The 22,204-nt window shown below is 66.3% G+C and carries 17 protein-coding genes and 1 tRNA gene; 10 read left to right on the top strand and 8 right to left on the bottom strand.

The window, feature by feature from the left end; translation table 11 throughout:
- Window positions 1-3 precede the first annotated feature (3 nt).
- Both ASG92_RS08825 and ASG92_RS08820 read left to right on the top strand, forming a co-directional pair.
- Complete coding sequence (locus ASG92_RS08825; RefSeq protein WP_056626902.1) at window positions 4-2,262, top strand: DUF5682 family protein; 2,259 nt, start codon at window positions 4-6, stop codon at window positions 2,260-2,262.
- On the top strand, window positions 2,259-3,464 hold the full coding sequence (locus ASG92_RS08820; RefSeq protein WP_240987061.1) for a VWA domain-containing protein: 1,206 nt from the start codon (window positions 2,259-2,261) through the stop codon (window positions 3,462-3,464). Before ASG92_RS08825 ends, ASG92_RS08820 begins: the two co-directional genes overlap by 4 nt.
- On the opposite strand, the gene ASG92_RS08815 is transcribed toward ASG92_RS08820, so the two are convergent.
- Complete coding sequence (locus ASG92_RS08815) at window positions 3,445-4,608, bottom strand: acyltransferase (RefSeq protein WP_240987060.1); 1,164 nt, start codon at window positions 4,606-4,608, stop codon at window positions 3,445-3,447. The two genes, ASG92_RS08820 and ASG92_RS08815, sit on opposite strands and share 20 nt — an antisense overlap.
- Before the next feature lie 315 nt (window positions 4,609-4,923).
- On the opposite strand from ASG92_RS08815, the gene bioB reads away from it, so the two are divergent.
- The 5 genes from bioB to ASG92_RS08790 all read left to right on the top strand — a co-directional run bounded on the left by bioB (window position 4,924) and on the right by ASG92_RS08790 (window position 10,654).
- On the top strand, window positions 4,924-5,994 hold the full coding sequence (gene bioB, locus ASG92_RS08810; RefSeq protein ID WP_056626894.1) for a biotin synthase BioB: 1,071 nt from the start codon (window positions 4,924-4,926) through the stop codon (window positions 5,992-5,994).
- 226 nt (window positions 5,995-6,220) lie between these two features.
- On the top strand, window positions 6,221-7,585 hold the full coding sequence (locus ASG92_RS08805) for an adenosylmethionine--8-amino-7-oxononanoate transaminase (protein ID WP_056626893.1): 1,365 nt from the start codon (window positions 6,221-6,223) through the stop codon (window positions 7,583-7,585).
- Window positions 7,582-8,751: an 8-amino-7-oxononanoate synthase gene (locus ASG92_RS08800; RefSeq protein WP_240987059.1), complete on the top strand. Its 1,170-nt coding sequence runs from the start codon at window positions 7,582-7,584 to the stop codon at window positions 8,749-8,751. Before ASG92_RS08805 ends, ASG92_RS08800 begins: the two co-directional genes overlap by 4 nt.
- Complete coding sequence (bioD, locus tag ASG92_RS08795; RefSeq protein ID WP_056626890.1) at window positions 8,748-9,425, top strand: dethiobiotin synthase; 678 nt, start codon at window positions 8,748-8,750, stop codon at window positions 9,423-9,425. The genes ASG92_RS08800 and bioD overlap by 4 nt, the downstream gene beginning before the upstream one ends.
- Complete coding sequence (locus ASG92_RS08790; protein WP_240987058.1) at window positions 9,401-10,654, top strand: cytochrome P450; 1,254 nt, start codon at window positions 9,401-9,403, stop codon at window positions 10,652-10,654. The genes bioD and ASG92_RS08790 overlap by 25 nt, the downstream gene beginning before the upstream one ends.
- Window positions 10,655-10,664: 10 nt before the next feature.
- Here the strand turns inward: ASG92_RS08790 and ASG92_RS08785 are convergent, their stop codons facing one another.
- The 3 genes from ASG92_RS08785 to ASG92_RS08775 all read right to left on the bottom strand — a co-directional run bounded on the left by ASG92_RS08785 (window position 10,665) and on the right by ASG92_RS08775 (window position 16,478).
- Complete coding sequence (locus tag ASG92_RS08785; protein WP_056626889.1) at window positions 10,665-15,506, bottom strand: NAD-glutamate dehydrogenase; 4,842 nt, start codon at window positions 15,504-15,506, stop codon at window positions 10,665-10,667.
- Between the two features lie 178 nt (window positions 15,507-15,684).
- On the bottom strand, window positions 15,685-15,966 hold the full coding sequence (locus ASG92_RS08780) for a hypothetical protein (protein ID WP_157372155.1): 282 nt from the start codon (window positions 15,964-15,966) through the stop codon (window positions 15,685-15,687).
- On the bottom strand, window positions 15,963-16,478 hold the full coding sequence (locus ASG92_RS08775; protein WP_056626887.1) for a flavin reductase family protein: 516 nt from the start codon (window positions 16,476-16,478) through the stop codon (window positions 15,963-15,965). The genes ASG92_RS08780 and ASG92_RS08775 overlap by 4 nt, the downstream gene beginning before the upstream one ends.
- A 183-nt stretch (window positions 16,479-16,661) precedes the next feature.
- On the opposite strand from ASG92_RS08775, the gene ASG92_RS08770 reads away from it, so the two are divergent.
- The 3 genes from ASG92_RS08770 (at window position 16,662) to ASG92_RS08760 (ending at window position 19,108) form a co-directional block, all read left to right on the top strand.
- Window positions 16,662-16,732, top strand: a tRNA-Cys gene (locus ASG92_RS08770).
- Window positions 16,733-16,891: 159 nt separating this feature from the next.
- Entirely contained in the window at window positions 16,892-18,313 is a 1,422-nt protein-coding gene (locus tag ASG92_RS08765) for an FAD-binding oxidoreductase (protein ID WP_056626885.1), read from the top strand.
- A gap of 60 nt (window positions 18,314-18,373) precedes the next feature.
- Window positions 18,374-19,108 carry a hypothetical protein gene (locus tag ASG92_RS08760; protein ID WP_056626882.1) on the top strand — a complete coding sequence of 245 codons (735 nt, stop codon included), beginning with the start codon at window positions 18,374-18,376 and terminating at the stop codon, window positions 19,106-19,108.
- Here the strand turns inward: ASG92_RS08760 and ASG92_RS08755 are convergent.
- From ASG92_RS08755 to catA, 4 genes are all read right to left on the bottom strand, one after another.
- Window positions 19,105-20,355 (bottom strand): RNA polymerase sigma factor, encoded by a 1,251-nt coding sequence (locus tag ASG92_RS08755; RefSeq protein WP_056626881.1) that lies wholly within the window; start codon window positions 20,353-20,355, stop codon window positions 19,105-19,107. The genes ASG92_RS08760 and ASG92_RS08755 overlap by 4 nt on opposite strands.
- 24 nt (window positions 20,356-20,379) lie before the next feature.
- Window positions 20,380-20,799: a YciI family protein gene (locus tag ASG92_RS08750; protein ID WP_056626880.1), complete on the bottom strand. Its 420-nt coding sequence runs from the start codon at window positions 20,797-20,799 to the stop codon at window positions 20,380-20,382.
- A gap of 190 nt (window positions 20,800-20,989) precedes the next feature.
- Window positions 20,990-21,289 carry a muconolactone Delta-isomerase gene (catC, locus tag ASG92_RS08745; protein WP_056626879.1) on the bottom strand — a complete coding sequence of 100 codons (300 nt, stop codon included), beginning with the start codon at window positions 21,287-21,289 and terminating at the stop codon, window positions 20,990-20,992.
- Between the two features lie 42 nt (window positions 21,290-21,331).
- Complete coding sequence (catA, locus tag ASG92_RS08740) at window positions 21,332-22,195, bottom strand: catechol 1,2-dioxygenase (protein ID WP_200951938.1); 864 nt, start codon at window positions 22,193-22,195, stop codon at window positions 21,332-21,334.
- Window positions 22,196-22,204: the final 9 nt, after the last annotated feature.

Genomic DNA, 22,204 nt, shown 5'->3' with positions numbered 1-22,204 from the left:
TCCATGACAGACGTCCACGTCCTGGGCATCCGGCACCACGGGCCCGGTTCAGCGCGCTCGGTCGCCGAGGCCCTGGCGACCCTCCGGCCTGACCTGGTGCTGATCGAAGGCCCGCCCGAGCTCGAACAAGTTGTCCCGCTGGTTTCCGATCCGGCGATGGTTCCGCCCGTGGCGGCGCTCATCTACGCGGCCGACCAGCCGAGGCTGGCCTCGTTCTACCCGCTGGCGGAATTTTCCCCGGAGTGGGTGGCGATCCAATGGGCGGCTTCGACGGGAACGCCGGTGCGGACGATCGACCTTCCCGCGGCGAACAGCTTCGCGCTGCAGGCCACGGCTCCTGACGTGGAGGACGCCGAACCCGCTGCTCCGGCACAACAGCCCTACCGGCCCGACGTGATTGCGATGCTGGCCCAGGCTGCCGGGTACAGCGATGCCGAGCGCTGGTGGGAGGACGCCGTCGAGCACCGCCATACCGACCCCCTCGACAGGTTCGCGGCCATTACCGAGGCCATCGCGGAGATCCGCGCCGTTGACGACCGGCCCGCCGATGCCCCGGACGTCGTCGAGAACAACCGGCGCGAAGCCGCGATGCGCCGGCTGCTGCGCGCCGCCATGCGTGAAGGGCACGCGCGGATCGCCGTGGTGTGCGGGGCCTATCACGCCCCCGCGCTGATGCCGGCGGACTTTCCTCCGGCGTCGGCGGACAACAAGGTTCTGGCCGGTTTGCCCAAGGCCAAGGTGGCTGTCACGTGGGTGCCATGGACGTCGGATCGGCTCCGCCTGCAAACCGGGTACGGGGCAGGCGTCACGGCGCCCGGCTGGTACCAGCACCTCTTCGCCCATTGGACTTCCAAGGACTCCACGGCTGATGTGGCCACCACGTGGCTGGTCCGGGTTGCACAAACCCTTCGCCGGGAAAAGCTCGACGCTTCGACGGCTTCGGTGGTGGAGGCCAGCCGGATGGCCAACGCCCTGGCAGCCGTCCGCGGCCGGCCCAGCCCCGGCCTGGCGGAGCTGGACGACGCCGCCCAAGCCGTTCTCTGTGACGGCTCGTCTCTCCCCCTGGCACTGGTGCACCGCGAGCTCACCGTTGGACACGATCTGGGCACCGTGCCGGACTCCGCGCCCACCGTCCCACTTGCCGCCGACCTCGCCGCAACCCAGCGCCGACTGCGCCTGCAGCCCAGTGCGCTGGAAGAGCTCCTGACAATCGACCTCCGCAAGCCGACTCAGCTGGCCCGCTCGGTCCTGCTTCACCGGCTGGCACTGCTCGGTGTCAACTGGGGCACGCCCGCCGACACCGGCCGGACCAAGGGCACTTTCAAGGAAGCGTGGACCCTCCTCTGGCAGCCGGAACTGGCCGTCGCAGTGGTGGACGCCAGCCGCTACGGCACCACCATCGCCGCGGCAGCGGCGACGTGTGTGGCGGAACGCGCCCAGGTTGCCGGCAGCCTGGCCGACCTCAGCGAGCTGCTGGCCAGTTGCCTGCTCGCCGATCTGCCGGACGGAATCAGCGCCGTCGTGTCGGTACTGGCCGAGCGAACCGCAGTGCAGCAGGATGTGGTCCCGCTGCTGGAAACCGTTGCCCCGCTCGCCCGGACCTGCCGGTATGGCAATGTGCGCGGGGTGGACGTCACCGGGGTGCAGAGGATCCTCGATGCGACGGTGGTACGGGCCTGCGTCGGCCTGCCCACCGCGTGCGCCGGGCTGGACGACGCCGCCGCGACGGCGATGCGGCGCGCCATCGACTCAGCTCAGTACGGTTTGTCATTGTTGCCGGAGCTGTCCCTGGACGACTGGCACCGGGCGTTGGCTGCCGTTGCCGGTTCGGACCGGATCCACGGGTCCGTCGCCGGCCGGGCCACGCGTCTGCTGATGGACGCGGGCCTGGTCGAGCGGGATGAGGTCGCGGCCCGGCTCAGCCGCCGGCTGTCGGTCGCCACGCCTGCGCCCGAGGCCGCCGCGTGGCTGGACGGTCTTCTGTCCGGCGACGCAGTGCTGCTGATTCACGATCAACACCTCCTGCAGCTCGTCGACGACTGGGTCGCCGGAGTGCGGGATGAAGTCTTCGACGACGTCCTGCCCCTGCTGCGCAGGACATTTTCCGCGTTCAGCCGTCCGGAGCGGCGGGAAATCGGCGAGCAGGTGAGCCGCGGACGCGGGCCCGCGGAGGGCCCGGGTGAGACCCCGCTTGATATACGTGGTGCCGGCCCGGCTATCCGCGCAATGGCCGGGTATCTGGGATGGGAGGCGATCGCGTGACCGACGCGAAGACTGACAGCCGTGACAGAAGTGACGGCCGCGACCGGCTGAGCCGCTGGCGCCTGGTGCTCGGCGGGCACGAGGCCGACGGCATCACCACGGACGATGGTCAGCACGTGGTGCTCTCGGCCGCTGATGCCCGCCGTGACAAGGTCCTGGAGGACTTGTACGGGGCCCCGAAAACGGGACCGGGAGGCCTCGGCGCGTCAAGCCCGCGGGTGGCCCGGTGGCTCGGCGACATTCGGGGCTATTTCCCTTCCACCGTGGTACAGGTGATGCAGGCAGATGCCATGGACCGGCTCGGCCTGCGGCAGCTGCTTCTCGAACCGGAGATGCTCCGCACGGTGCAGCCCGATATCAGCCTGGTCAGCACGCTGGTCGGACTCGGCCGCGTTATCCCCGAGCATTCCCGGGAGACCGCCAGGGCGGTGGTCCGGCAGGTGACCAGCGAATTGGAGGATCGCTTGCGAGCCAGGACGATTCAGGCCGTCTCCGGAGCATTGAACCGGGCGGCACGCACACGGCGGCCCCGGCATCGGGACATCGACTGGAACCGCACGATCGCCGCGAACCTCAAGAACTACCAGCCCGACTATCGCACCGTGGTGCCCGAGCGGCTGGTCGGCTACGCCCGGCGCAGCACCGAGGTGCAGCGCGAGATCATCCTGTGCATCGACCAGTCCGGCTCCATGGCCGAATCGGTGGTGTACTCCAGTGTGTTCGGGGCGGTGCTCAGTTCGCTGCGGTCCGTGCGCACCCGGCTGGTGGTCTTTGACACCGAGGTGGTGGACCTGACTGACGACATGGATGATCCGGTGGACGTGCTCTTTGGCGTGCAACTGGGCGGGGGTACGGACATCAACCGGGCGCTCGCCTACTGCCAGGAGAAGATCACCCAGCCGGCCGAGACCATTCTGGTGTTGATCAGCGACCTCTACGAGGGCGGAATCGCCGAGGAGATGCTGCGGCGGGCCGCCTCCATCGTCGGATCGGGAGCCACCTTGATCGCCCTACTCGCCCTGAGCGACAGTGGCCATCCGACGTTCGACTCGAACCATGCCGCGGCCCTCGCCGGAATCGGCGTCCCGGCCTTCGCCTGCACCCCGGATCTCTTTCCCGAGCTGATGGCCGCCGCCATCGAACGCCGGGACGTCAGCGAATGGGCCGCCTCGCACGACATTGCTACGAGCCACGGAACGTAGTGCCGGCGTCGACCCTGGCCTGACAGTACTTGTCGAAGCGGTCGCGCCCGATCCGTCCCAGCTTTTCGACGGTGTGCCAGCTGATGACCGCCAGCAGCAGGGTCAGCAGGATTGCGGCCACGGCCACCAGCGGCGGCAGGTCGGCTGTCGATCCGCCATTGAGCCAGAGAATCACGACATAGTTCCAGAGGTAGGCCGCATAGGAAACCATGCCCAGGAGCTGCAAGGCGCGCGTCCACTTGGGCATGATGCGCGTACGGGAGGCCGCCAGTATTACCAGGACCGCGGCGGCAGCCATGACCAGCGGGCCTCCAACGAAGAAGGCCGGCGATTCGTTGGCCTTGGGGAAGAACACCAACGCGGCGAGTACAAGGATCGAGCCAAGCAGGGCCGCCCGTCTGCGCCGGCGGCCCGAGAACCAGCTGAACATCCGGACCCTGTAGAGGCGCACCGCCGAACCGATGATCAGCCCGAGACCCCACGTCGTCGGCAGCGCGTAGACCAGGGAATGAAGGGTCGGAGCCAGGATCACCATCGCCAGCACGCTCGCAGCCATCAGTGAAAGGACGACGGCGGCAGACCAGACAATCAACCATCCCTGGCGGTTCCTCCGCAGGGCAATTACCAGCAAAGCCGGCCAGATCAGGTAGAACTGTTCTTCCACCGCCAAGGTCCAAAGCGGCCCGATGGCCATGCTGACGTCGAAGGGCAGCGGCAGGTCTTTGAGGTGGCCGAAACCGGCGAGGAGCGTATAACCGATGATTCCCTTCGACCGGTCCCCGAGCACATCGGCCGTCAGTTCCACGACGGCGTAGACGCCCAAGAAGGCGATGAGTGCCGGCAACAGGCGGAAGGCCCGGTGCGCGTAGAAGCGGCCGTAACGGATTCTGCGATGCCGTTCGACGTCCCGGAGGAGCACGCCCGTGATCAGGTAACCGCTCAGCACGAAGAAGACAATGACACCGACGATGCCGGCGCCTTGAAATACTCCGGGCCACGAATGTCCCATCAGAACGGCACCAACGGCAGCGCCGCGAATAACATCGAGGCCCTCCAGCCTCTGGGGCACTGTAGGGTTCCCGGCGCTTTTAGCGGCGCTTTGCCGGGTGGCCGTCTCGACGGTTCCATCAACCAGCAGCGTCATATGCCTCCTGTAGCTATCTCTGGCCGGTTCGAAACGTCAGCTGAATCAAGGCAGTAGCCGGCACTTGCCTGTTGACATGGAATCTGAGTGCGGGCGCCAGATCCCGCGACTTCTCCCAGTATCCCAAGCTTGGCTGGACGAAACCTGACCTCCGGCCGGTGGAGTGCCCGACCGCCCCGCACTGTCGGCCGCAGGATGGTCCGTCTAATGTCACGCTCATCTGCTTGTGGAGATCCAACAAAATCTTGTCTCCGACGGGGAACTAGCGTCGGTTCGGAGGAATATCCGCAGCCAGCAAGCGCAAAGGACCCATCAATGACGATTCAGGCAAATGTCGCCGCGAGCGACAAAACGAGCGACGAAACCAGCCCCGTGACGAGCAATGTCACGAGCTACGGCATCCTGGAAACCGCCCGGCAGCAGGTCCTGGAAGAAGGCATCGGCCTGACCCGGGCGCAGCTCGAGGAAGTGCTCCGCCTCCCGGATGAAGCACTGCCTGCAGCCCTGGAACTGGCCCACCAGGTCCGGCTGAAGCACTGCGGCGAGGACGTCGAAGTGGAAGGCATCATCTCCATCAAGACCGGCGGCTGCCCCGAGGACTGCCACTTCTGCAGCCAGTCAGGCCTGTTCGACTCCCCCGTCCGCGGCGTCTGGCTGGACATCCCGGAACTGGTCAAGGCCGCGAAGGAAACCGCCGCGACCGGCGCCACCGAGTTCTGCATCGTCGCCGCCGTCCGCGGCCCCGACATCAAGCTCATGAACCAGATCAAGTTCGCGATCGACCGCATCAACGAAGCCGTGGACATCAACATCGCCTGCTCCCTGGGCATGCTCACCCAGCGCCAGGTGGACCAGCTCGCCGAATGGGGCGTGCACCGCTACAACCACAACCTGGAAACCGCCCGCAGCTACTTCCCCGAAGTCGTCACCACGCACAGCTACGAAGAGCGCCTGGACACCTGCAACATGGTCAAGGCCGCCGGCATGGAACTGTGCTGCGGCGCCCTGATCGGCATGGGCGAATCCCTCGAGCAGCGCGCCGAACTCGCCGCCCAGCTCGCAGCCCTGGAACCGCACGAAGTCCCGCTGAACTTCCTCAACCCCCGCCCCGGCACCCCGCTGGAGAACCAGGGCATCATGGACGGCAAGGACGCCCTCCGCGCGATCGCCGCGTTCCGCCTCGCCATGCCCCGCACCGTGCTGCGCTACGCCGGCGGCCGGGAACTGACCCTCGGCGACCTCGGCACCCGCGAAGGCCTCCTCGGCGGTATCAATGCCGTCATCGTCGGCAACTACCTCACCACCCTGGGCCGGCCTGCCACCGCCGACCTGAACCTGCTCGTCGAGCTGAACATGCCCATCAAGGAACTCCAGAAGACACTATGAACGGGGTTTCGACAAGCTCAGCCGCCGGCCCGGCCCAGTTTTGCGGGCACTGCGGTGAGCCGTCCGACGGCGGCGCCGGCCCGACGTCGGGCGTTCACCGCCGCTGCGGCGAGCGTCTTGCGATGGAGCCGCCGCGGTTCTGCGCCGCCTGCCGGCGGCGGATGAAAGTCCAGGTCACACCAACAGGCTGGTCAGCGGAATGCTCCCGCCACGGGGTGCTGGTCCCATGACGCCGGCTTCGGCGCCGATGATGGGCCTGATCCAGCGGGACCGGGCAAGGTTGTGGCACCCCTACGCACCGGCTTCCCCGGATCTTCCGCTCTGGGAGGTCGAGGCGGCCGACGGCGTGCGGCTGCGGCTTAAAGGCGAGGACGGCACACGCCATGAGGTGGTCGACGCGATGTCCTCGTGGTGGTCGGCGATCCACGGCTACCGCCACCCCGCGCTGGACGCCGCCGCGCGGCGGCAGCTGGAAAGTTTCAGCCATGTGATGTTCGGCGGCCTCACGCATGCCCCGGCAGTGGAACTGGCCGAGCGGCTGGCGGGCATGGCCCCTGCCGCGCCCGGACGGCCGGGGTTGGAGAGGGTGTTCCTCGCGGACTCGGGCTCGGTGTCCGTGGAGGTTGCACTGAAGCTGGCGGTGCAGTTCCAGACCGCGTCCGGGCACCCGCACAGGCAGCGGTTCCTGAGCATCCGCGGCGGCTACCACGGCGATACCTTTGCGGCGATGGGGGTCTGCGATCCCGTGGACGGCATGCACTCCGCCTTCCCGGGACTGCTGGCCGGCAACGTGTTTGCACCCCGTCCCCCTGCAGCGGCCTCTGCGACCCCTGAAGCGGTGCGGGCGTGGGCCTCCGAGCTCGGGGACATCACGGCTGCGCATTCAGGGGAGCTGGCCGCGATCATCGTCGAACCGGTCCTCCAGGGTGCCGGCGGCATGCACGCCTACCCGGCCGAATGCCTCACAGCGCTGCGGCAGCTGGCGGACCGGCACGGCCTGCTGCTCATCTTCGATGAGATCGCCACCGGCTTCGGCCGCACCGGCGAGCTGTTCGCGGCCGATCATGCCGGCGTCGTGCCGGACATCATGTGCGTGGGCAAGGCCCTGACCGGAGGCTACCTGACCCTCGCCGCGATGCTCTGCACCGGGGAGATTGCGTCGACGGTTTCCGGCGGCCGGGCCGGGGCGCTGCTGCACGGCCCCACGTTCATGGGCAACCCGCTGGCATGTGCGGTGGCCAACGCGAGCCTGGGCATCATTGACGACGGCGGCTGGCGGGCCGACGTCGCCCGGATCGGCGCGGGCCTGGAATCGGGGCTGGCCCCCGCCCTGGAACTTGCGGCCGTCCGGGATGTCCGCACCATCGGCGCCGTCGGAGTCATTGAGCTGCACGACGCCGTCGACGTCACTGCTGTCACCGCCGCAGCCATCCGGCAGGGGGCCTGGGTCAGGCCGTTCCGGAACCTCGTCTACACGATGCCGCCATATATCAGCACTTCGGCGGACGTTGAGCAGATCACCGCGGGCATGACGGCCGCCGTCGCCGAAGTCCACGAACACGTCCCGGCACGGTCCGGAGGCGCGGCATGAGCGCCTCGATGACCCAGTGGCTCCAGCGGCAGGCCGCGGTCCGGGACCGCCGGGGCCTGGTCCGCCGTCCGCTCCCCCGGGCCGCGGACGAACAGTTCATCGACCTGGCCAGCAACGACTATCTGGGCCTCGCGGCGGACCCGCGGCTTGCCGAGGCCGCTGCGGCGGCCGCTTCGCTGTGGGGCACAGGGGCCACGTCCTCGCGCCTGGTGGCCGGAACCACCCGGCTGCATCTTGATCTTGAGCAGGAACTGGCCATGCTGGCCGGGATGGAAACGGCACTGGTGTTCTCCTCCGGTTATCTGGCCAACATCGGTGTGATCACGGCGCTCGGCGGCCCCGGGACCCTGATCGTCGCGGATGAACACTGCCATGCCTCGATGATCGACGGATTCCGGCTTAGCCGCTCCCGCACCGAATCGTTCACCCACAACAGCGTGGAGGAAGCCGGCCGCCTGCTTGCCGGCCGGTCGGAGCCGCGCGCACTCATCGCCGTCGAATCCGTCTATAGCGTCCTCGGCGATGAAGCACCGCTCGTTGACCTGCTGGACCTGGCCGAGCAGTACGATGCCGTGCTGCTCATCGACGAGGCCCACAGCCTCGGAGTCACCGGCACCGGTAACTTTCAGGGCCGCGGCTCGGTGGCCGGGACAGCCCTTGCCGGGCATCCGAACGTGATCGTGACCGCGACGCTTTCCAAGGCCCTGGGCAGCCAGGGCGGAGCAGTCCTGGGATCCCCGCTCCTCCGGGAACACCTCGTCAACCGGGCCCGGAGCTTCATCTTCGACACCGGCCTGGCGCCCGCCTCCGCCGCCGCTGCCCTCGCCGGGGTGCGGATCATCCGGGACGAACCTTGGCGGGCGGGCTCCGTCCGAAGCAACGCTGCGGCGCTGGCCGCGGGGCTCGCCCCTGCCCTTGAAGCCCGCGGCGCCGCCGTCGAGCGGGCGGCGGGGGCCGTCCAGTCCATCGCCATGCCGTCCGCCGAATCGGCCCTGGCGGCCGCCGGGGCCGCGCGCACGGCCGGCGTCCGGATCGGCTGCTTCCGTCCGCCGTCCGTTCCGGACGGCATCTCCCGGCTGCGGCTGACCGCCCGCGCCACCCTTACACCCGAGGAAATCGAAGACAGCTGCGCAGTGCTGCGCGGCATTTTGGAGGAACTTCCATGAACCTGCCCGGCATCATCCTGGTCACCGGAACGGACACCGGCGTCGGTAAGACCATGACAACGGCGGCACTCGCCGCCGTCCTCCACGGAACGGGGCGCAACGTCGCGGTGTACAAACCGTGCCAGTCAGGAGCCGCCGACGGCGATTCCGACGCTGCCGAAATTGTCCGGCTCGCCGGCGCCGTGACAGCAGAAACCGGAGTCGTCCTGCAGGAGCCCCTGGCCCCCGTCGCCGCTGCCGCCGTCGACGGAACGCCGCTCCCCACGCTGGCTGCGCACGCGGAGAAGGTCCGCAGGCTCGCCGCGTCCCACGACCACGTCCTGGTGGAGGGTGCAGGCGGCCTACTGGTGGAGCTGGATTCCGACGGCGGCACCCTGGCGGACCTGGGATCGCTCCTCGCGGCGGCATTCGTGCTCGTCGCCCGGCCAGCCCTCGGCACGCTGAACCACACCGCGCTGACCCTCGAAGCGCTGGACGCGCGGGGCCTTCAGGTCATTGGCGTCGTGCTCGGAAGCTGGCCGTCCGCGCCTGGGTTCGTTCACCGCAGCAACCGGAAGGTGCTCGGGTCGCTCCGGGTGCCGTTCCTCGGCGCCCTTCCCGAGCAGGCCTCGGAACTGTCCCCGGCTGCCTTCCGTGCCGGAGCAGCTGCATGGCTGAACGGGCTGCCCGCATGAACCCGGCTATGCTGACCGCCGGCTCCGCGGAGCCGCGGGTCGACAGTGTTGGCCAGGCGGAAGCCGCTCACGGGGTGGAAAGCTCCGGCCAGACGGAAAGCCCGGACCAGGCCCGGTGCCCGTACCTCGTGGTGCGGGACCCGGACGTCGTCCGTGAAGTGCTGCACCGGCCTGCCGACTTCAGCCCGGCGAATGCCCTGGTCGCGGTGACGCCGCTGGAGGGGCGCGCCCTGCGCGTGCTGCAGCGCGTTCAATTTGCGTTGCCTCCCGTGCTGGCCAGCAACGACACGGACACGCACGCCGGGATCCGCAAGGTCGTGGCGGGTTATTTCACGCCTGCCACGGTCGCCGCCATGGAGCCCCGGATCCGGGAACTGGCGCAGGAAGCGGCACGGAACGCCGCGGACCGGCTCGACTCGTCCGGTCACGCGGACCTCGTGCGGACAGTCGCGGCGTTTCCCCCGGCAGTCGTTATGCTCGAACTCCTCGGGCTGCCCGTTCGGGATCTTGCGGACCTGAAGCGGTGGGGCCTTGACTCCATGGAGCTGTTCTGGGGCTGGCCCGACGAGGACCGGCAACTCGAACTGGCCCACAGCGCCGCAGAGTTCTACGTCTGGCTGCGCAAGCTCGTGGCGGAATCCCTGACCGCCCCCGGACGCAACCTGTTCAAATCGCTGGCCGAACACGGCCTGTCCACGCCGGAAATGTGCTCGCTCGGCTACTTCCTGCTGATCGCAGGACAGGAAACAACCACCCAGCTGATCAGCACCACCCTATTCCGGCTCCTGGAGGGATCCGCGCCCGTGGGCTGGGAGGACGCGGCGTCCGAAGCGGGCTCCAAGGCCATGGTCCGGCACGTGCTCACCACCGAATCATCCGTCCCCACCTGGCGCCGCGTGGCAGCGCACGACACGAACGTCGGTGGTGCCCCGATCCCTGCCGGTGCCGAGATCCTCCTCGAACTGAGCGGCAACCACATCACGTCACCTTCGCAACCGGCCCAGCGCGGACCATCAACCGCCTACGGCCTGGTGTTCGGCTCCGGCATCCACCGCTGCCTCGGGGCCAAGCTCGCGGAACTGGAGGCGGCCGTCACCATCCAGGAAACTGCTGCAGCGCTGCCCGGAATCCAGCTGCGGGAGGGCGAGCCCGAATGGATCCGGCTCCTGTCCTTCCAGGCCCCGCGTACAGTCACGGTGACAGGCTGCCGTGAAAGCAAACCCCTTTGACGAGGGGCTCTCACCGCCGTGCCAGGGTCCGCAGGAGTTTCAGGGCCACGGAGATCGAGGCGAGGTCCACCTGCCCAGGCTTGGTGACCTCCGCGAACGTGTCCTTGATCCGTCCCAGTTGCTCCTGACGTCCGCGCTCCCACTCCACGATGCGTTCCACAGCAGCGGCGCCGGAGGCATCGCTCCTCTGGGTCGTCTGCATGACGGAAATTGTTATGTCGACGACGGCGGAGTAGGCGTCGTCGCGCAGGGCTGCACGAGCCAGGGCCTCCCAACGGCTCTGCCGTGGCAGGTCAGTAATGCGCAGCAGTAACGTTCCCACACCGATCCAATGAATAACCGTGTGGTACATGTCGGCGATTGTGGTGAGGGGTTCATCCACCTGCTCGGACACGAGTGAGATGTCCAGCAGCGAGTAGCTTTCAAGCAAATCGGCGGCGCGCCGTCCCAACTCAGCCGGCATCCCGACGTCGTCCCAGTGCGCCAGCCGCTCCTTGGCGCGGTCCAGATCCGAGCCGCGCAGAAAGTCCAGGGTCCTGGTCCGCAGCAGGTCCAAGGTCGGCGCGACCCTCTTCAGGGCTTCGGCGATGGGTTGATCACGGTGGTCGTGGGTCACGTACCATCGGGTCGCCCGGTCGATGATCCTGCGCAGCGGCAGGACCACTGCGGCGGCGTGTTCGCTGGGAAATCCGGGCGGTAGGCCGGCAATCCTGTCCACGAACCTCTGCAGCTCGTAGGCCTCACGGACCACCACGAAGGCCCTGGCCACTGCCGCGGCTGTGGCCGTGGTTTCCTCGATGGCGCGGAACGCGAACGTGATTCCCCCAAGGTTGATCATGTCGTTGGCCACCACCGTGCAGATGATCTGCCGGCGCAGGGGGTGTTCGTCCAGCTCAGCATCAAAGCGTTCGGACAGCTGGTCGGGAAAGTAGCCGCGGAGGACCCTCCTGAACCACGGATCATCGGCGAGGTCGCCGACGGTGAGCTCCCTGGCCAATTCGATCTTTGCGTGGGCGGCAAGCACCGACAATTCCGGTGCGGTCAGTCCGTGGCCTGACCGCAGCCTGTCCTGGAGCTGTTCCGTGCCCGGCAGTCCCTCCAGGCTGCGGTCCAGGTCCGCGGCGGTCTCCAGCCAGTCCATGATCCGCTCAAAACCGGGACTCAGCTCGAGTGCCATGTGCCGGTCGTTGAAAAGGAGGACGTTCTGGTCCGCATTGTTTGCCAGGACCAGGCGGGATACCTCATCGGTCAGGGACTGCAGGAAGCCTGCCCGTTCCGCGGCCCGCATCTTTCCGGCCGCGATCATCCGGTCGACGAAAATCTTGATGTTGACCTCGTGGTCCGAGCAGTCCACGCCGGCCGAATTGTCTATCGCATCCGTGTTTAGCAGGACGCCGGCGAGGGCCGCCTCCACCCGGCCGCGCTGGGTGACACCCAGGTTTCCGCCCTCTACCACTATGCGGGCCCTCAGTTCGTTGCCGTTGACCCTGATGGGATCGTTGGCCTTGTCGCCCACCTCGGTTTGGCTTTCCGTGGAGGCTTTGACGTAGGTGCCGATGCCCCCGTTGTAGAGCAGGTCCACGGGCGCCCGGAGAATAGCCTGCATAAGTGCGTGAGGCGGCAGCGCTGCGGTTCCTGGCTCCAGGCCGAGGCAGAGCCGGACCTCCTCCGTGATTTCGATGGTCTTGGCCCGGCGGGAGTGGACGCCCCCGCCGGCGCTGATCAGCGCGGGGTCGTAGTCGGCCCAGGACGAACGGGGAAGCCCGAAGAGGCGCTTGCGTTCCTGGAAGGACGATGCCGGATCGGGGGTCGGATCAAGAAAGATGTGCCGATGGTCGAAGGCCGCCACCAGCCGGATATGCGGCGAGAGCAGCATCGCGTTTCCGAAGACGTCGCCGCTCATGTCTCCGATGCCGGCGACAGTGAAGTCTTCGCTCTGCGAGTCCATGCCCAGCTCGCTGAAATGGTGCTTCACGGACTCCCACGCCCCGCGGGCGGTGATACCCATTTGCTTGTGGTCATAGCCGACGGACCCGCCGGACGCGAAGGCATCGCCGAGCCAGAAGCGGTAGTCCCGGGCCAGGGCGTTCGCTGTGTCGGAAAAGGATGCTGTTCCCTTGTCCGCCGCCACCACGAGATAGTAGTCGTCGCCGTCGTGGCGTACCACGCCTTCGGGGGGCACCACCGCTTCACCGCGGGCCGCGATTACCAGATTATCGGTAACGTCCAGCAGCGCGCTGACGAATATCCGGTAGCATTCCAGGCCTTCGGCAAGCCAGGCCTCCCTATCCGCGGCCGGGTCGGGCAACCGCTTGGGATAGAACCCTCCCTTGGCTCCCGTCGGCACAATAACGGAGTTCTTCACGTTTTGCGCCTTGACCAGCCCCAGAACCTCGGTCCGGAAATCCTCGCTTCGGTCGGACCAGCGCAACCCTCCGCGAGCCAAGGCTCCGAAGCGGAGGTGGACACCTTCAACACGTGGGGAGTAGACCCAGATCTCGTACTTCGGTCGCGGAAACGGGGCATTGGCGATCGCGGCCGGATTCAGTTTGAAACTCAGGTGTGTCTTGTCCAGGAAGTAGTTGGTCCGCAGCGTGGCTTCCACCAGGTTCATGAACGTGCGCAGCAGCCGGTCGGCGTCGAGGACGGGAATTTCGTCGATGGCGGCCAGCAGCTCCTTCCGGGCAGCGGTGGTGTGCTGGAGTCGGGCGGGCGCGTCCAGCCCGGGATCGAATTTCGCCTGGAAGAGGTCCAGGAGCGCGTGGGTTGCCCGGGCATTGGCCAACAGCGTGTCAGCGATGAAACCGTACGAGTTGGTTGTCCCCAGCTGCTGGAGATACTTCGCGTAGCTTCGCAGTATCGCCGCCTGTCGCCAGCCCACCCGCTCCCTGATGACCAGTGCGTCGATCCGGTCGGATTCGATGTCGCCGCGCATGGCGGCCGCGAAGGCATCAGCGATCAGTTCGCTGGTTGCCTCGGGGTCAACGCCGCCCGGATACTTCACGCCCAGGTCGTAGAGGAACACGTCCTGGCCGCTCCCGCGCCGGAGCTCGAAGGGCCGCTGGTCCAGCACCTCGAGCCCGAGGTTGTGCAGGAACGGCAGGATCTGCGTGAGACTCCTGGGCTTGGTCAGATAGAGGCGGATCCGTGCTTCCTCGGCGAGGGTGGGCGACGTCCCCGGCCTGGCGTAAACCGTGAGCAGCGGATCCCAGTCGGGACGACCGCCTGTGCCGTCGAGGTCGAACCTCTCGAAATTGAGGATGTCCGCGATAGCGGTTTCCGCCTCGTAGTCCGCGCGATAACTCGGGGGGAACGCGTCCGACCACAGCTCGGTGAGCCGTGCGGCCCCCGCCGCGGTGAAGCGCTCACGGATCACTTCCTCAAGACCCTCCGACCATGGTCGGGTGGCTGAGATCAGCCGCCGCTCCAGCACGGAGGGGTCGACGCCGACGGTCGTGTATTCCGGTGCGTCCGGCGCGGTGCCGGCCATGTGGATCCGGAAGAAGACCCGGGCCATGGGCGACTCTGTCAGACGGACATCGAAGTCAATGGACTTCGCTTTGAAGACCTGCCGGAGCTCCTGTTCCATCAGCAGCCGGACGGCAGTGCTGTAGCGGCGGCGCGGGAACAGGACCAGCGCGGACGTGAATCGGCCAAAGCTGTCGGGCCGGAGGAACACGCGTGTCCGCCGGTGTACCTCGGCGCGGAGGATTTCACCCGCCAGCCGTGTGAGGTCATCCGCGTCAGTGTGGAACAGTTCATCGCGCGGGAAGGTCTCCAGAATGGCCAGCAGGTCCTTGCCGTGATGGGACCGGGACGCCAATCCCAGGCGTTCGCTGACAACCCGGACCTTTTCACGGATCACCGGAATCCGCCTGACGGACTGATGGGCGGCGCCGGCGGTAAACAACCCCACGAACCGTCGCTCCCCGATGCTTGTGCCGGCCTCGTTGATGACCTGCAGATGCAATTCGTCCAGGTACGACCGCCTCAGGACGGTAGACCTTACCTCCGACGTGGCAAACGTGAGCGCTTCGGGCCCGCCTATCCTGGGCATCCCCGGCCCATGCCCAGCAGCAGCGTCCCCCTGCGGCCGCCTCAGCAGGCCCAGCGCGGTACCGGGCCGCTCAGAGAGCAGCTCCTGGCCACCCGCCGTCGTGAGTTCATATTCGTCATAGCCCAGGAACAGGAAGTTGCCATCGTCAAGCCAGAGGAGCAGCTCGCGAATCTCTTCCGGCGGCGGAACGAGAGTGTGCGGCAATCCGGCAGCGGAGGCGACGGCCTCGGACAACTTACCGTGGATGGCGGCGGCGTCCTCGGCGGCAACCCGAACCTCGTCCAGCACCCTGTGAAGGTTCTCTGTGAGCTCCGTTGCGGCCGCGTTGTCCGCCAGCCTGCCGATCTCGGCCGCAATCCAGACCTCGGTTGCGCCTGCTTCCGGGGCACGCCCTCCCAAGGCGTCCTCCGTGGAGGAACCGGTCCAGACGTCCAACAGCTCGTGGGAGACAGGGTCCCGCAGCACCTGAAAGCTGGGATGCACCAGCAGCCGGATCGCGGCATCGTCGCGTGCGAGCTCCGCCGTGACCGAGTGGACCAGATACGGGATGTCCTCGGTCACCACTGCAACGATGCTGGCGTCCATTTCGTTCAGGATCCCGACGGCGGCCTGACCGGGCGCGCGCGACGACGCCACTTTGAGGTGGTGCGCCACCCTCGCGCGAAGAGTCTCGGTGCTGTAGCTGCGCAGGTCCTCCGCAGGCACCTGCGCGAAGTAGCCGGTCAGGAGAGATTCGGTCGCCTGACCGGATACGTCGGACCTGGCGTACTCCGCGGGCACCGGTTTGTCTGACATGCCACCGCACCTCCGCCGCGGGGTGCCATCGGCAACTGCGGATGCAATCCAGCCCTCGCGCTTCCTTCCATCATGGCTTGGCTGCGCCGACGCCGTCCAGTGCCGACGGCTGCCGCCGCAGCCCATGCAGCACCCGCCACGGACAAGGCAACGAACACGCCCACGAGCAGAACCGCGGTCACAGGTTCCGCCATGCCGTGGGCCGCAGCCGGACGCCGTCGTGGCTTCCGTACATCTGGCGGCCAAGGCCGGTGAAGCTGACCACCCAGACGATGCCGGAGTCGGGGGTTTTGGCATCTACACGGCCCACGTAGGAGTGTCCGCCTGCCAGGCTGACCTCAACCGTGCTTCCCACCGATATGGCGTCCCAGACTTCCGCAGGTCTTCCGGAGTCCACCGTTTCGTCCGGTTGACCGGGACGGCGGCCGCGTCGTCGGGAAGTGGACTTCACCATCGTCATGCCACGCTCTCCAGGGCCCCGGCACGGGACTGCACGCCGAAGTAGTCACCCCTGAAGAAGAGCAGCGGTTCCGCATCAGCCCGGGCACTCAGGGCCCGGACCGCCGCGACCACAATGGTGTGGTCGCCGCCGTCGTATTCCGCGTGCAGTTCGCAGTCCACCCAGGCCAGGGCCTGGTCCAGCACGGGGTTGCCCAGGGGCGACGGCGAGTGGTCAACGCCGGCGAACTTGTCGGCCCCGGAACGGGCGAACTGGCCCGACAGATGCTGGTGTTCGGCCGGCAGGATGTTCACTGTGAACCGTCCCGCCTCCCGCAGCAGCGGCCACGTACTCGAGGTCCGTGCAGGGCTGAACGTTACCAATGCCGGTTCCAGCGACAGGGACGAGAAAGACTGGCACGTGAAGCCGGCCGGCCCGCCCTTTGTTGCGGCGGTGATCACGGTCAGGCCGGTCGCGAAATGGCCCAGAACGGTGCGGAGCCGGGGCGGGGTGAGATCAGAATGTTCCGTCATGGCGGGTCCTTTCGAAGCTGGTATGCCCAATCAATCACCCTGCTTGCCGGTTCCCAACACCGGATGAAACGAACGGACCCGCGGGGAAACACGGGTTCACCGTCCGAAGTATGGCGTAAGAAAACCGCCTGGCTGTGTTCACACTCAGGGACATTCCACGGCGACATGTCTACGCTCCTGGTACGTGGTGTGCCCGAGAGGCCAGGGGGCGGTCTGCAAAACCGTGCACGCGGGTTCGAATCCCGCCATCACGTCGACAGTGCGCAAAGCGTATTCGGGCGATCTCAAACAAATAAGTTGTTGCCCGGCGCAGGTGGTAAACCTAAAATCGGGACATCGGGCGAGCCGACGCCTGCCCACACCCACCCGATGTCGCCCAAGGGCTTCACCCTTCGACCCGGAAGCATCGACCGATGACCGCAGCTCATCAATACGATCCGGAACTTGAGATCCAACAGGCACTGCACGAGCTGCGCGGGCGGCTCTCGGGATCGGTGATCGAGCCGCAGGATCCGCTCTACGAGGAAGCCCGGGCGGTATGGAACGGCATGATCAATCTCCGTCCGCGCGCCGTCGCTCGGGCGGGCGCAGTCTCTGATATCGACGTGGTGCTGGACGTCGTGCGGCGCAGCGGCCTGGCGCTGGCCGTCCGCGGCGGAGGGCACAATATCGCCGGCCACGGCACCGTTGAGGGCGGCCTCGTGCTGGATCTGGGACCCCTGAAGGCTGTCACTGTCGACGCTCAGAACAGGCTTGTCACCGTCGAGCCCGGGGCGACGCTGGCCGACGTGGACCGGGTCACGGCCGCGCATGGCCTGGCCGTTCCTTTGGGAGTGATCAGCGGGACCGGGGTGGCCGGACTCACTCTTGGCGGTGGCGTCGGCTGGCTGACGCGCTCCAACGGACTGAGCCTGGACAACCTGGACTCCGTCGATGTTGTCACCGCCAGCGGGGAGCACCTGCACGCCAGCGAGCAGGAGAACCCCGAGTTGTTTTGGGGACTTCGCGGCGGCGGCGGGAACTTCGGAGTCGCATCCTCGTTCACCTTCCGCGCCCATCCACTACCGGCGACACCCTTGGGTGGCAACCTCTTCTACCGGCAACAGCACTGGAGGAAAGCCTTAGTCGCATTCGCCACGTGGACCCGGGATTTGCCCGGGGAGATGAACCCGATCATCTCCTTCCTGGTACTCCCGCCCGAGTTCGGGATGGGCGACGAGCCTTGGATGATTATCGGGTTCGCGTGGGTTGCAGAAGACCACCAGGCCGGTCTCAAGCTCATTGAGCAACTGCGTGTCGAGGCTCCTCCCGACGAACAGGAGGTGGGCGCGACGTCGTGGTTGGACTGGCAGAGTGCCATGGACACCGTGTTCCCTAAGGGCTCACGCGGCTACTGGAAGAACGTTTCGTTCTCTCGCATGGACGACGAGGTCGTCGACGTCCTGGTCGGGTTCGCCTCCGAGCTGGCATGGCATGGGACCGGGATAGACATCCACCATCTGGAAGGCGCGTTCGGACGAGTGCCGGAGGAGGCCACGGCTTTCCCGAACAGGTCCGCGCGCTACTGGCTCAACGTCTATGGGTTCTGGCACGACCCATCCGAAGACGAACGGCTAACAGCCTTTGCCCGCAAGGCATACGCGCTCATGCAGCCGTTCTCCGAGCACGGCGAATACGTCAATTTCCTAGGCGCCGAACCCGGACACCAGGAGGCAGACGCCGCTCGCCGGGCCTACGGGCAGGACAAATATCAGCGCCTCGTGGCGCTCAAGGACCGCTACGACCCCCACAATCTCTTCCGCCTCAACCACAACATTCCGCCGACGCCTGCCTAATTCGCTGCCAACAGCCCGTGGGGGTTCCCTCAAAGGCCTATTCGGAAGGGGCGGAACGTTATGAATTCAAAAACCAGAATGCTCGTCGGCATCATCGTCTTATTGCTGATAATTGCCGGCGGGGCGTTTTTGTACATCAACAACTTAAGAAATGAAGCTAACCGCTACAATCCGCAGATCAAACCAGCGGACTTCACGGCGGAGATTACCAACAAGTATTTCGCCCTTCCCGTAGGCAAAAAGATGACTTATGAGAGTACGGATCAACGAGGAATCACCGAGCGAATCGAGATTGAGATCCTCAGTGAATCAAAGGTCATTGAGGGCGTTGAGACGGCCATCTATCTGGACAGGGTCTATAACAACGGGCAGCTTGTCGAGGAAACCAGGGACTACCTGGCTCAACACAAAAATGGAGACGTGTGGTACTTTGGCGAGGACGTGAATAACTTCATGAATGGAATCTTGCTCAATAATTCGGGCAGCTTTATTCATGGAATGAATGGTGCAAAAGCTGGAATCTGGATGAAGGCCGAGCAGCGCGTGGGCGACTCATACAGGCAAGAATATTACGTAGGAAACGCCGAAGATATGCGAGACACCGTCGCCACCGGCTTGACCGTTTCTACGAAATTTGGCACATACACCGACTGCGTCAAAGTCTACGACTGGACGCCGCTTGAGAAAAACTCCAGAGAGCATAAGTACTACTGCCCCAAGGTCAGTTCGCTGGTTCTTATTGAGGACTTGGAAACCGGCCAACGGTCAGAACTCACGAACATTGTCCTGCCCTAAGCATTTTCTTCGTCGATCTTGCGTTCCAGCGCTGCGCGTTCGGCCGCATTCGTGCACACGCCGACTGCCTGTTGCAGCGCCGATTTCGCCTCTTCGCGCCGGCCGAGCCTGCTCAGCATCTCGCCCCTGACGGCCGGCAGCAGGTGCGAGCCGTTGAGTTCGCCACGGGACGCGATCGCGTCTACCAGTTCCAGCCCTGCCGCCGGGCCTGAGGCCATGGCCACCGCCACCGCGCGGTTCAGATCGACAATGGACGACGGCGACAACCGGCCCAGCGCCTCGTAAAGGATCACGATCCGCTGCCAGTCCGTTTCCGCAACCGAGCGGGCCACCGCGTGGCATTCGGCGATGGAGGCCTGCAGCCCGTAGGCGCCCAGCCCGCGGCCAGCTGCCACGGCCCTCGCCAGCGCCGCACGGCCGCGCCGGATCGCGGACTGGTCCCACCGCCGTCGGTCCTGGTCTTCCAGGAGGACAGGCCGGCCGGACGCGTCGAGCCTTGCCGGGAACCGCGCGGCGGTCAGTTCCATCAGGGCCAGCAGGCCAAACACTTCTGATTCGGGCGCCAGCCGCACAAGCACACGGGCCAGGCGGCGTGCTTCGCTGGCCAGGTCGGTGCGCATCCAGGACTCACCGCCGGACGCGAACGAACCCTCCGTGAAGATCAGGTAGACCACCTGGAGCACAGAGCCAAGCCGTTCAGGAACTTCGTGCGCTTCTGGCACGGCGAATGGAACGTGGGCGGCGGCCAGTGTCTTCTTGGCCCGGGTGATGCGCGCCTGGATGGTGGGCACCGGGACCAGGAACGCCTTCGCGATCTCGTCGGTGCCCAGGCCGCCCACTACGCGCAGCGTCAGCGCGATCCGCGCTTCCTTGGACAGCACCGGATGGCAGGAGATGAACATCAGCGCCAGCACGTCGTCGTCGATCGCCTCGGGATCGAACAGGGAATCCGCCCCCGGTTCCTCCTCCGAGAGGTCCCGGGCCAGCAGCACGTACTTTTCGTCCCGGACGGCACGGCGCCGGAAGGTGTCGATCGCACGACGCCGGCCGGTGGTCAGCAGCCAACCCACCGGTTCCGTGGGGACGCCATTCACCGACCAGGACACGAGCGCCTCGGCCAGCGCCTCCTGTGCGAGGTCCTCGGCCAGCGGGAAATCGCCCGTATACCGGGCAAGGGCGCCGACGATGCGGGCGGACTCAATACGCCACACCGCTTCGGCGGCGGCCCTTGCCTCGTTGCTGCTCACTGCCGGTTCAGGTCTGGTCCAGGTTCAGAGCTGTCCGGTCTGCTCGCGCCACGCGCGTTCCTTCTGGATCCATTCGTTGTCCTGCGGGAACTCGTCGATCGAGGGTACGCGGCGGATTTCCGTCTTGGTTCCAGCCGTCATGGGTGCCCGCTTGGCCCACTCGATTGCTTCCTGCTTTGATGCCACATCCAGGATGTAGTAGCCGCCGAACAGCTCCTTGGTTTCGCCGTAGGGCCCGTCGGTGACCACCGGGGTTTCGCCGGTGAAGTCCACTACGACGCCCTCCTTCGGATCGTCCAGGCCCTCGGCTGCCAGCAGGACACCGGCGCGGATCAGCTCATCATTGAACTTACCCATGGTCTCGAGCATTTCGTTGAAGTCGGCCTTCTCAAGGTTGGCGTACGACTCGTCGGTTCCGCGCATGATCAACATGTACTTTGCCATTTCAATCTCCTAGGTTTTGGAAGGTCGCCCTTCGACCTTCTCACCCACAGGTCGAGCGGCGCGAGGGCAAATCGACACTGGCCTGGAGAATTCTTTGCTCCTTCTTTGGGAAGCCCCCGATCGACCGTAGACAGTCTGGCGGGCGGGCAGTGTTCGCGCCCGCCCGCCACTCGTGGCGATCTCAACCCGGTCAGGCACGCGGACCTGACTCGAGCGCGATATCCGAGGGGTGGGCTGCCAGAGGCGTGATGTCCATCTTCATGTAAGGAAAGAGCGGCAGCCCCCACAGGATTTCGTGCAGGCGTTCATTGCCTGCAACATCGAAAATGCTGATGTTCGCGTATTGGCCCACGCAGCGCCAGATGCTCTGCCACTCCCCCGTGCGCTGCAGTTCCTGCGAATAGGCCTTCTCCTTGGCGAGCAGCTCTGCCTTGACCTGTTCATCCATGTTCTGCGGGATGGTGACGTCCATACGGACTGCGAAAAGCACGGTCTGCTCCTTTTGTTCGCGTCTCGAGTGCGGTGCTAGTGCTTAAGTGCGGTCGGCGTCGAGCACGAAGTCGTAAGTGACTTCGTTGCCTGCGCCGTCGGTGCGCGGGGCCGGGCTAAGAACGAGTTCCGGCTTGACGGCCGACGCGATGTCGTCGGACAGGTGCTGGTCACCTTCGAAGTAGAGCTGCGCGGTCAGCAGCTGGTACCCGGGGGCGGACACTTTCAGGTGCAGGTGCGCCGGGCGCCAGGCGTGCCAGCCGGCCGCAGCGATCAGCTTGCCGCAGGCGCCGTCGGTAGGAATCTGGTAGGGCGCCGGCTGCACGGTGTTCAGGGCGAAGTTGCCCTCGGCGTCCGCCACGACGGTGCCGCGCAGGTTCCATTCGGGAAGGCCGGGCGCGAACTGGGAGTAGAAGCCGTTGTCGTCCGCATGCCAGATTTCCACGTGGGCGCCGGAAAGTGCGGTGCCGTCGACGGCGCGGACCTGGCCTTGGAACAGCAGCGGCGTGCCGCCTTCGTCGTCACGCATGGGCAGCGTCGCAGGGGATTCGAGCTGCGGGGAACCCGGAATATAGTAGGGGCCCTCGATAGTGCCTTTGTTGCCCTCGCGGTCCTCGGTGGAAACTTCCTCAACAACGTGTTCCACCCAGACATCAAGGAACAGCGGCCATTCGCCGTCCTCGCCCACGCTGATCAGCCAGGACTTGAGGGCGTTGAATTCGTCATAGGTCACCTTGTGCTTACGAATGGTTTCGTAGACCGCGCCCAGGACTTCGTTGGCCAGCAGCGAGACCCGCTCTTTCGGAACCGCCAGGGACGCCGTCTTGCCGCTTTCACGGAAACGTTCAGTGGCAGCGCTGCCGGACTCCGCGGCCTTCGCCTCAAATTCGGTGTGCTGGGTTGTCATCATTGACTC

It is taken from the genome of Arthrobacter sp. Soil736, assembly GCF_001428005.1.
In the GTDB taxonomy this organism is placed as follows: domain Bacteria; phylum Actinomycetota; class Actinomycetes; order Actinomycetales; family Micrococcaceae; genus Arthrobacter.
This window is presented reverse-complemented; position numbering and strand designations above follow the sequence as displayed.